Source organism: Pseudomonadota bacterium (genome assembly GCA_030859565.1).
Lineage (GTDB): Bacteria > Pseudomonadota > Gammaproteobacteria > JACCXJ01 > JACCXJ01 > USCg-Taylor.
Map to the genome: position 1 here is coordinate 1 of JALZJW010000136.1, position 10,092 is coordinate 10,092.

General features: G+C 59.2%; 8 protein-coding genes and 2 pseudogenes. 5 read left to right on the forward strand and 5 right to left on the reverse strand.

The genetic code is table 11. The features are described 5' to 3' along the window. Positions 1 to 205: 205 nt before the first annotated feature. The 3 genes from M3436_16605 (at position 206) to M3436_16615 (ending at position 3,361) form a co-directional block, all read left to right on the forward strand. Positions 206 to 505 carry a hypothetical protein gene (locus M3436_16605; GenBank protein ID MDQ3565657.1) on the forward strand — a complete coding sequence of 100 codons (300 nt, stop codon included), beginning with the start codon at positions 206 to 208 and terminating at the stop codon, positions 503 to 505. Between the two features lie 205 nt (positions 506 to 710). Next, positions 711 to 911 carry a hypothetical protein gene (locus M3436_16610; GenBank protein MDQ3565658.1) on the forward strand — a complete coding sequence of 67 codons (201 nt, stop codon included), beginning with the start codon at positions 711 to 713 and terminating at the stop codon, positions 909 to 911. Then, entirely contained in the window at positions 908 to 3,361 is a 2,454-nt protein-coding gene (locus M3436_16615; protein MDQ3565659.1) for an AAA family ATPase, read from the forward strand. Before M3436_16610 ends, M3436_16615 begins: the two co-directional genes overlap by 4 nt. A 36-nt stretch (positions 3,362 to 3,397) precedes the next feature. On the opposite strand, the gene M3436_16620 is transcribed toward M3436_16615, so the two are convergent. From M3436_16620 to M3436_16630, 3 genes and pseudogenes are all read right to left on the reverse strand, one after another. After that, the gene (locus tag M3436_16620; GenBank protein ID MDQ3565660.1) at positions 3,398 to 3,634 is read right to left on the reverse strand and encodes a hypothetical protein; all 237 of its coding nucleotides are present in this window, start codon (positions 3,632 to 3,634) and stop codon (positions 3,398 to 3,400) included. Positions 3,635 to 3,660: 26 nt separating this feature from the next. Next, the gene (locus M3436_16625) at positions 3,661 to 3,990 is read right to left on the reverse strand and encodes a helix-turn-helix domain-containing protein (protein ID MDQ3565661.1); all 330 of its coding nucleotides are present in this window, start codon (positions 3,988 to 3,990) and stop codon (positions 3,661 to 3,663) included. Next, positions 3,987 to 4,158 (reverse strand): annotated as a pseudogene (locus M3436_16630) (type II toxin-antitoxin system RelE/ParE family toxin). Before M3436_16630 ends, M3436_16625 begins: the two are co-directional and overlap by 4 nt. Positions 4,159 to 5,002: 844 nt before the next feature. Between M3436_16630 and M3436_16635 the strand changes: the two are divergent. Beyond that, a complete protein-coding gene (locus M3436_16635; GenBank protein ID MDQ3565662.1) occupies positions 5,003 to 6,235 on the forward strand; it encodes an acetate/propionate family kinase in 1,233 nt (410 codons plus the stop codon). After that, on the forward strand, positions 6,216 to 8,615 hold the full coding sequence (locus tag M3436_16640) for a phosphoketolase family protein (protein MDQ3565663.1): 2,400 nt from the start codon (positions 6,216 to 6,218) through the stop codon (positions 8,613 to 8,615). Before M3436_16635 ends, M3436_16640 begins: the two co-directional genes overlap by 20 nt. Positions 8,616 to 8,766: 151 nt before the next feature. Here the strand turns inward: M3436_16640 and M3436_16645 are convergent, their stop codons facing one another. Beyond that, entirely contained in the window at positions 8,767 to 8,913 is a 147-nt protein-coding gene (locus M3436_16645; GenBank protein ID MDQ3565664.1) for a hypothetical protein, read from the reverse strand. Between the two features lie 41 nt (positions 8,914 to 8,954). Then, positions 8,955 to 10,092, reverse strand: a pseudogene (locus tag M3436_16650) (glycoside hydrolase family 15 protein).

The following is a 10,092-nucleotide window of genomic DNA, read 5'->3' on the forward strand; positions in this document are numbered from 1 at the left end:
ACACTGTGTTTCCATAAAGCCGTCCTCGTCATTGTGCATAACATGCTGATCGAACACATATTATGCCACGAGATACGGCCTTTTTCTTGGCTATCGGTGAGAAATCCGGGCTAAGCGCTCGCATATTAATTTCTGCGTTCTTGATAGCACCTGGGCGGCTTCGGAAGCCTTCGAGCTTGACCGCAATCCGGAAGTCGCGGCCTGGGTGAAGAACGATCACCTCGGGTTCGAGGTACTTTACATCTACAGGGGCGTGGTGCGGAAGTACCGCCCGGATTTCATCATCCGGCTGGCGTCAGGCAACACCCTCGTGCTGGAGACTAAGGGCCAAGACACCGAGCAGGATCAAACCAAGCGGCGATTTCTCGATGAATGGGTGAAGGCTGTTAACGCGCACGGAGGGTTCGGGTCGTGGAGATATGATGTGGTTCTGCACCCCAAAGAGGTACTGGGGATTCTGCGGAAACACTCCGAGTCTGATAACGAGATGCAAGAAGCAAGGTGACGGGAGAAAGAGACGGCAATGACTGTGCCTGTTACTGCAGCGATGCTATACGATCTTGTTTCCTGTCCGCATCGCGTGACGATGGACCTCTTTGGCGAGCCAATCCCCGGCAGCATTCCTGGCCAGAAGCAGCACCGTCACGCCGCGTGTCTGTGGCCGTTTCACAACGTGACACCGGAACACAGCCCGTGAACATTGATAGACAATGCAAAATATCCTGGAAGTCCATATGGCGACGCTTCAGCAACAGATAGCCCAAAAGTTCCTTACGAAGCTCGCAGAATCCAAGGATGTGGACGCCGAGAAAATTGACCAGCTCCGAAGCTTGCTCGCCGACAGTAAGAAGTTGAAGGCTGAGGACCTCGTGAAGGTTTTCTCGCTTCCTGCTGGCGGTGATCTCAAGTGATCAAGCTCGAAACCGCCCATATCGAAGAAGTGAGAGGCATTCGGAAGCTCGATATTGATTTCCGAAAGGAGAAGTTCGCGATTTCTGGCCCGAATGGGTCCGGAAAAAGCGGCGTCATCGACGCGATCGAATTCGGTCTAACCGGACAAATTGGACGACTCACCGGAAGAGGGACCAAGGGCCTCTCTGTTTCGGAGCATGGCCCTCACGTCGACAAGACTAAGTTTCCCGATGCGGCCTTTGTCGAGCTTCAGGTCTTCCTTACTGAGCTCGGCAAATCGGTGACGATCACCCGGAAGGTCTCGTCTCCGAAAAAGCCCAAGATCGAGCCCCCTGACGATGACGTGAAGGCTGCTCTCGCGGAAATCGCCGACCATCCGGAAATTACGCTTTCGCGTCGCGAGATTCTCCGCTTTATCCTCGTCGAGCCGACCAAGCGCTCGGAAGAGATTCAAACCATCCTCAAGCTCGATGAGATTGGGCAGACCCGGAGCGCGTTCAACACCGCCCAGAATAAGCTTCAGAGTGCGCACAAGACCGCTACTGCGCAGGTGCAGTCCGGCCGGGATGCCCTGCAACTGCACCTTCAGATCATCGCGACGCTACGCGCGGAGGATGTATTGGAGGCCGTTAACAAGCGGCGGAAACTGCTTGGTCTGCCAGAAATAGCGGAGCTGACGGCAGATACAAAGCTCGACGCCGGACTTTCCGCTGCCGCCAAGACGCCCGATTTCAACAAGCAATCAGCCCTCCGCGATCTCAAGGCGCTTTCCGATGCAGCGAAGGGATGCCCCGATCTCGCAAAAACAGAAGCGGCCGCAATCGTATCTGACCTCGCGAAGCTTGAGGCTGATCCCGCCCTGCTCGCCGCCTTGCAGCGACGGTCGTTCATCGAGAAAGGGCTTGATCTCGTCGACGGCCCCGAGTGTCCCCTCTGCGACACACCGTGGAAGGACGAGCAGCATCTCCGCGACCACCTGAAAGCGAAGTTGGCGAAATCGGAGGAAGCCCGGAAGCTTCAGCAGGCGCTGCTGAACAACGGTACGGCGCTGGCACAGGAGGCGATACGAGTGGTGGGCCTTATAGGACTGGTCCAGAAGGTCGCAGAAGGGCAGAGGGAAGGCGGAACCGCGCAGCTTCTAACCGGCTGGAAGACCGATCTAGAAGAACTGCAGGCGAAACTGACGACCGTGAAGGGGATTACAGGCCTGAAAGATCGTCTTACAGGCAGCTGGCTAGAAATGCCAAGGGCACTTCCGAAAAGCCTGAATGGTCTTACTGATAAGCTAAATGCAAAAGCTGACCAAACGGCCACTCTCGATGCGCAGACGTTCCTTACGACTGCACAGGTTCGCCTCGGCGACTACCGGGAGGCCATGAGAAAGAACAAAGCCGCGGAGGTCGCATCGACGTCCGCGAAGGCTGCCTACGATATCTACTGCAGCGTGCTGGAGGATGAGCTAAACACACTCTACGACGAGGTACAGCAAGACTTCAGCACGTTTTATCGTGCGATCAACGAAGAGGACGAGGCCAAGTTCACCGCGAAGCTCACCCCGAGCGAAGGCAAGCTCGATTTCGATGTCAACTTCTACGAACGCGGCCTGTTTCCGCCTGGTGCTTACCATAGCGAGGGCCATCAGGACGGTATGGGCGTCTGCCTTTATCTCGCGCTCATGAAGCGGCTCTTCGGAGATCGGTTTACATTCGCGCTCCTAGACGATGTGGTTATGTCCGTCGATGCGGGACACCGCTATCAGTTCTGCAAGCTATTGAAGACGCATTTCCCTGACACGCAATTCATTATCACCACACATGATCGCTTGTGGGCCGAGCAGATGAAGTCGGCCGGTCTTGTCACCACGAAGACGTCCATCGCTTTCCATAGCTGGACAATCGACACCGGCCCACTGGTCGAGTCGAACCAGGAGATTTGGGACGAGATCGCCGCTGCGCTCGGAAAGGGGAAGATGGAGGTCGCCGCCGCCGCACTCCGTCATCATCTTGAGTACGTTTCCCGCCACCTGGCCGACCAGCTCGGCGCGACTCCTCAGTTTCGCGCAGATGGCAATTACGAACTTGGCGATCTCCTCCCTAGTGTTTTGAAACGTATGAAAGATCTCTGTGGCAAGGCTGCGGATGTAGCGCAGTCATGGGGAAAGGATGCTGACAAGGAAGCTGCGGGGAAGCGGAAGACTTTGCTATCCACTTCTAACGCCGCAATGAGCGTCGAGCAGTGGGCAGTCAACAAGGCTGTTCACTACAACGAGTGGGCCAACTTCGGAAAGAAGGATTTCGAGCCGGTTGTCGCTGCGTTCAAGGAGCTTCTCGGATGCTTTAGTTGTGAAACCTGTGAATCCTGGGTGTACGTTACGCCGCGTGGATCTCCCGAGTCTCTGCGCTGCGCCTGCAATGCGATCAGTCTCAACCTGAAGCCAAAGCCGAAGTAGGTTGGTTAGGAGTCACCCAGATTCGGTAGGACCGGGTCATGGAGCTACCCCACCTAACTTTCTAATCCCTTTCTGGATAATCCGCTCAGGATCATGGTTTCTTACCCGTCCGGCTTCGCTGTCATCCAAGCCGCGCTGAATATCGCGGCGCAGCTCATCGCGTTGCTGCCGGGTCAGAACACGCTTGAGCGCGGTTTCGGTGGCTTCCTGAAGCTGTCCGTCCTGCTTAAGAAAATCGTCCAGAGAAGATCCTGTCGCGGGGTTGCGTTTCATCGCCTTTATATTTGCCTCCCATACTTTCACTCTGCGCCAAGAACGGGAGCGGCTTCACCCGCTCCATAGGGCCGGGTGGTGACCCGCACGTCAACGCGGCGGTTGAGGTGGTTCAAAATGGTCATGAGCCGGTCGACCGTAAAGCGGCCAAGCTGAACGTTGCGGATGCGCGAAAACTCGCTGGCATTGATTCCGGTGACGCTCTCGGCCTTGCGCACGGACAGTTTGCGGTCATCGAGCACGCCTATGATCTCGGTGGCCAGGATGGATTTGAGCTGTTCCACATCGGCCCTGGGATGGCCCAGATCGCGGAAGACATTGCCGCTGCCTCTGACAAGTTCCAGTTTCTCAGTCATGTGAGCATCTCCTTCAGCCGTTTGATCCGCTCGCGGATCAGTTCAATCTCATGTTTCGGTGGTCTTGATGCCTTTGGTCGATTTCTTCTGAAAGGCATGAACGACCCAGAGGTCAGGCCCCATCTGCACGATATAGACCGTCCGTTAGGCCTCGCCCCGCCAGGCCAGTAGGGCATCGATCTGGACGAATCACCACCCACTACTCGGCGGTAGAACTCAAGAATCTGATCGACGCCGCAAACAAAGTGCATAGACAGAAGTTCCGCAAAAGTCCCGCACTGTTGCTGTTGAAGCGTAAGACAGGGTAAATAAAGCCGTCATAATTACTTGATATTACGAAAGAACTAATGGCGCGCCCGGACGGATTCGAACCGCCGACCCCCTGGTTCGAAGACAGATGCTCGTTCTCGTACTATAACTATATAAATCATACGGTTATGGCTTTGGAATTGTGACATAAGAAACACTATACGACTATTATGAATCAATAACGTAGGAATATTGATAGGCGTCGAATGTCACATACATTCCGGACTAAGGGAGAGCAGTTTGAGAGTTGAGAGATCTTATCAGCAAGCATCGCAAACCGATGACCAGTCCGCCGTTCGCGACCTTATGTGTTTGGCCTTATGCAACACGCGAGTTCTCGGGCTAGAGTCGGGGTCTAGAATCGGGGAAGCGGGGACTTTTCGGGCCGAGTACTCGCGTCTTTGACAACTCCCTAGCCCAGCAGTACTTTTCTTGTCGAAAAAAGGTTGCTTATTTTTCCTAGCGCGGCCTCTGGCCGCAACCAAATAGCAGACAAAACTTCTTTGCCAAATGCAAAGAAGTCACGGTGAAAGAATTTATACCCTCGGATCGCTGACGATCAGGAGGGTGGATGTTATGGTAAGGTTGTGTAGTTTTTGTATTTTTCTGATCATCCCATTTGGGCATGTCGCATGCTGCCATTCGGCGAATTAACGTTGCGAAAGATGCATCTGATCGGCGCAGAGCAGGCTACCAGACACACGTGATTCCAGCCGCACGCATCCTGACCATCAACGGCGGCTCGTCGAGCATCAAGTTCGCGCTGTTCGAGATCCGCGACTCGCTGCGGCGAATCCTGGAGGGCCGGATCGAGCGCATCGGCTTGCCCGAAGCCGCGCTTACAGTGAAGGGCTCGGAGCCGGCCAAAAACGCCTCACGTCCGGTTGCGGCGCCGGACCACGCGGCGGCCGTGGGATTGCTGCTCGATTGGCTGGAGGAGCGCATCGGAGGGAACAGCTTGGCCGCGGTGGGGCATCGCGTGGTGCATGGCGGGCCGACCTACGGCGAACCGCAGCGCGTGACGCGAGAGATGGTCAAAGAGCTTCATCGGATCAGTTCTTTCGATCCGCAGCATCTCCCGGCCGAGATCCTGCTGATCGAAGCATTTCATCGCCGGTTTCCGGATCTGCCGCAAGTGGCCTGCTTCGACACGGCATTTCACCGCGACTTGCCGCGCGTGGCGCGGCTGTTGCCGATCCCGCGCCGCTACGAGGCGCTGGGTGTGCGCCGCTACGGTTTCCACGGCTTGTCTTATGCGTTCCTGATGCAGGAGCTCGCCCGCGTCGCGGGAGCGCACGCGGCGCGCGGCCGCGTCGTGCTCGCGCACCTCGGCAACGGCGCAAGTCTGGCCGCCGTGCATGAGGGCAAACCCGTCGACACCAGCATGGCATTCACGCCGACGGCCGGGATACCGATGAGCACGCGCTCGGGCGATCTCGATCCCGGCCTGGTCGGCTATCTGGCGCACACCGAGGGCATGGATGCGAAGCAGTTCGACGACATGGTTAATTTCCAGTCCGGGCTGCTCGGGATATCGGAAACCAGCTCCGACATGGGCGACCTGCTCGAGCGTGAGTCCGAGGATCCGCGCGCCGCCGAGGCGGTCGCGCTGTTCTGCTATCAGGTCGGGAAATGGATCGGCGCATTTGCCGCGGCATTGGGTGGCCTGGACACCCTGGTGTTCGCCGGGGGCATCGGAGAAAGCGCGCCGGTGGTGCGCGCGCGGATCTGCGAGAGGCTGGGCTTTCTTGGGATCGCGCTCGATGAAAAGCGCAACGCCGCCGGCGCAGCCGTCATTTCCGCGGAACGGGGCCGGGTTGCCGTGCGCGTCATGCGCACCGACGAGGAATGGATGATCGCTCAAATCGTCTGCCGCGTTTTGGGTCTCATGATTGAACGGGAAAGGAAATTGGACCATGAACACGAGAAAGACTGAGCTGACGCAACAACCCCTCGACGGCGATCTGCTGCGGAAGATGAACGCCTATTGGCGGGCCGCCAACTATCTGTCGGTCGGCCAGATTTACCTCTACGACAACCCGCTGCTGAAGGATCCGCTGAAGCTCGAACATGTGAAGCCGCGGCTGCTGGGGCACTGGGGTACCACGCCGGGATTGAACTTCCTTTATGTGCACCTCAACCGGATCATCACGCAGTATGACCTCAACATGATCTATGTCACCGGGCCCGGCCACGGCGGACCGGGTCTGGTGGCCAACACCTATCTGGAGGGGACCTACAGCGAGCTGTACCCAGACGTCCCGCAGGACGAAGCGGGAATGAAAAAGCTGTTCACGCAGTTTTCGTTTCCCGGCGGCATTCCCAGCCACACGGCGCCAGAGACACCGGGCTCCATCAATGAAGGCGGTGAGCTCGGTTATTCGCTCGCGCATGCGTACGGCGCGGCATTCGACAATCCCGACCTGCTGGTGGCCTGCGTCGTGGGCGATGGCGAGGCGGAAACCGGCCCCTTGGCCACGAGCTGGCATTCGAACAAGTTCCTCAACCCGGCCCACGATGGCGCGGTGCTGCCCATCCTGCATTTGAACGGCTACAAGATTGCCGGCCCAACGCTACTGGCGCGCATTTCGCGCGATGAGCTCGAGGCGCTATTCCGCGGCTACGGTTACACCCCGTATTTCGTCGAGGGCGACGACCCGGCGGAAATGCATCAGTCGATGGCCGCCACACTCGACGCGATCGTGGCCGAGATCCGGGACATCCAGGGCGACGCGCGGAAGCACGGATTCCGGGAGCGACCGCGCTGGCCCATGATCATCCTGCGCTCCCCGAAGGGCTGGACGGGCCCGGAAGCGGCCGACGGCAAACCGATCGAAGGAACGTTTCGCGCGCACCAGGTGCCGGTTGCACAGCTCGCGACGCAGCCCGAGCACCTAAAGATCCTCGAAGAGTGGCTGAAGGGCTACTGCCCGGAAGAGCTGTTCGACACGAACGGCAGGCTCATTCCGGAGCTTGCTGCGCTGGCGCCGAAGGGCGAACGGCGGATGGGCGCGAACCCGCATGCGAACGGCGGGCTGCTGCTGCGCGATCTGAAAATGCCGGACTTTCGCGACCATGCGCTGAAGGTCGCAGAGCCCGGCGTCACGGAGGCCGAATCCACGCGCGTGCAGGGTCAGTTCATGCGCGACGTGCTGCGGCTCAACGCCGGCGCACGCAACTTCCGGATCTTCAGCCCCGACGAAACCACGTCCAACCGCTGGGGCGCCGTGCTCGAGGTGACCAACCGCTGCTCGACCGCGGAAATCATTCCCGGCGACGACCACGTCGCACCCGATGGCCGGGTGATGGAGATGTTGAGCGAGCACCAGTGCGAAGGCTGGCTTGAGGGTTACCTGTTGACCGGCCGGCACGGCTTCTTCTCATGCTACGAAGCGTTTATCCACATCGTCGATTCGATGTTCAACCAGCACGCCAAGTGGCTCGATGTGGCGGGCGACATCCCTTGGCGGCGGCCGATTGCCTCCCTGAACTACTTGCTCTCCTCGCACGTCTGGCGGCAGGACCACAATGGCTTCAGCCACCAGGACCCCGGCTTCATCGACGTTGTCATGAACAAGAAAGCCGACGTCGTCCGCGTGTATCTGCCACCCGATGCGAATACCCTGTTGTCGGTGACGGATCATTGCCTGCGCAGCCGCAACTACGTCAACGTCATCGTCGCGGGAAAGCAGCCCGCGCTGCAATGGCTGGATATGGATGCCGCCGTCAGGCACTGCACGGCCGGGGTCGGGATCTGGAAATGGGCCAGCAACGATGAGGGTGCGGATCCCGATGTGGTGATGGCCTGCTGCGGCGATATACCGACGCTCGAGACGCTGGGTGCGGTGCAGATCCTGCGGCGGCACTTTCCGGAGCTGAAGATACGCGTCATCAATGTGGTCGATCTGATGACCCTGCAGCCAAAGAGCGAGCATCCGCACGGGCTGAGCGACAGGGACTTCGATGTTCTGTTCACCCGCGACAAGCCCATCATCTTCGCCTTCCACGGCTATCCCTGGGTGATTCATCGCCTGACGTATCGCAGGACCAATCACCCGCAGATGCACGTGCGCGGATTCAAGGAGGAAGGCACGACCACGACGCCTTTCGACATGGTGGTGCTGAATGACCTGGATCGCTTCCACCTGGCCGGCGATGTGATCGACCGGGTGCCAAGCCTCGGCTCGCGCGCCGCCCATGCCAAACAGTATCTTCGCGACAGGCTGCTGGATCACAAGGCCTACATCGAACGATACGGCGAAGACATGCCGGACATTCGTAATTGGAAATGGGACGCCGGATCAGGCATCCAGTGATTGGTGGAACGCTGCACGACATTGATTGACCACACCGCAATAAGGGGAATGGATGATCGCGCGCCGATCTCCACGCATTCAGCGCACTCGCGCCGTTGGGCATGTTTGACCGTCGTGATCGCGGGAAGATGAGCGCAGGTTCCGTTAGACATCACCCTGATAGCCGCGCCGGATGCCCGATGGCGGGCGCGTAAGGGAGTTCCCACAAAAGATCATCGGCGATCAGCGTCTGCCATTGCGCGTTGTCCTCGACGAGTGTCTGGATATGTCGTTGTAAGAGATCGGAGGCAATCGTCATCTAAGTCGCTCAACGCCCTTGCGCCTCGATCATCCGTCGACTCACCGTGAGCCGAGCGTTCGGTCCAGGTTGAAGGCGGCGCTGATCAGCGCCAGGTGGGTGAACGCCTGCGGGAAGTTACCGAGGGCCTCGCCGCTGTCGCCGGTCTGCTCGGCGTACAGACCGAGGTGGTTGGCATAACCCAGCATCTGCTCGAAGAGCAGCCGTGCGTCCTCGAGCCGTGCCGGATCGGTGCGGCCGGCGCGGGTCAGCGCTTCCACCAGCCAGAAGGAGCACATGTTGAAGGTGCCCTCGCGGCCCGATAAGCCGTCGGGGGCGGCGGGGAAATGGTAACGGTAGACTAGACCATCCGCGGCCAGACCCCCCACGGCCAAGGGCCGGCGGATCGCGTCAATGGTCCGGAGCATGCGCGGGTCATTCGGGGCCATGAAGAACACCAGCGGCATCAGGAGACTGGATGAATCGAGGGCGTCGGAGCCGTAGGCCTGAACAAACGCTTGACGGCGCGGGTTCCATCCTTTGGCCATGACTTCCTCGTAGATCTCATCGCGGACCTTCAGCCAGCGCGCCCGGTCCGCCGGGAACGAGCGCTTGTCGGCCAGCCGTAGGCTGCGGTCCAAGGCTACCCAAGACATGACCTTTGAATACACAAAGTGCTGCCGGCCGCTGCGCACTTCCCAGATACCCTCGTCCTCCCGTTTCCAATTGTCGCACAGCCAGTCCACCAGCCGCCGCAGGCGAGTCCAACCGTCGTAGCTGATGGGTTCGACATATTTGTTGTGGAGGTAGGCCGCATCCATCAACTCGCCGTAGATGTCGAGTTGCAGCTGCCTGTGCGCCCCATTGCCGATCCGTACCGGACGGGAGCCGCCGTAGCCCTCCAGGTGGTCGAGCGTCTCCTCCGGAAGTTCGGCCCTGCCGTCGATGCCGTACATGAGCTGCAAGGGGCCGGTCTCAGTGCCGTCGACGTCTTGCCAGCGGTCCTTCACCCAGTCCCCGAAGCGGACCGCCTCCTCGGTGAAACCGATGCGCAGCAGGCCGTATAGCGTGAACGCGGCGTCGCCGGATCCAGGTGTAACGGTAGTCCCAGTTGCGTTCCCCGCCGATCACCTCGGGCAGGCTGCAAGTCGGGGCCGCGACGATGGCCCCAGTCGGCTCGAAGGAGAGAAGCTTCAGCGT

Coding starts and splice junctions, on each gene's coding strand:
- M3436_16640 (MDQ3565663.1), top strand. CDS start 6,216: ATGAACACGAGAAAGACTGAGCTGACGCAACAACCCCTCGACGGCGAT.
- M3436_16625 (MDQ3565661.1), bottom strand. CDS start 3,990: ATGACTGAGAAACTGGAACTTGTCAGAGGCAGCGGCAATGTCTTCCGC.
- M3436_16610 (MDQ3565658.1), top strand. CDS start 711: ATGCAAAATATCCTGGAAGTCCATATGGCGACGCTTCAGCAACAGATA.
- M3436_16645 (MDQ3565664.1), bottom strand. CDS start 8,913: ATGACGATTGCCTCCGATCTCTTACAACGACATATCCAGACACTCGTC.
- M3436_16620 (MDQ3565660.1), bottom strand. CDS start 3,634: ATGAAACGCAACCCCGCGACAGGATCTTCTCTGGACGATTTTCTTAAG.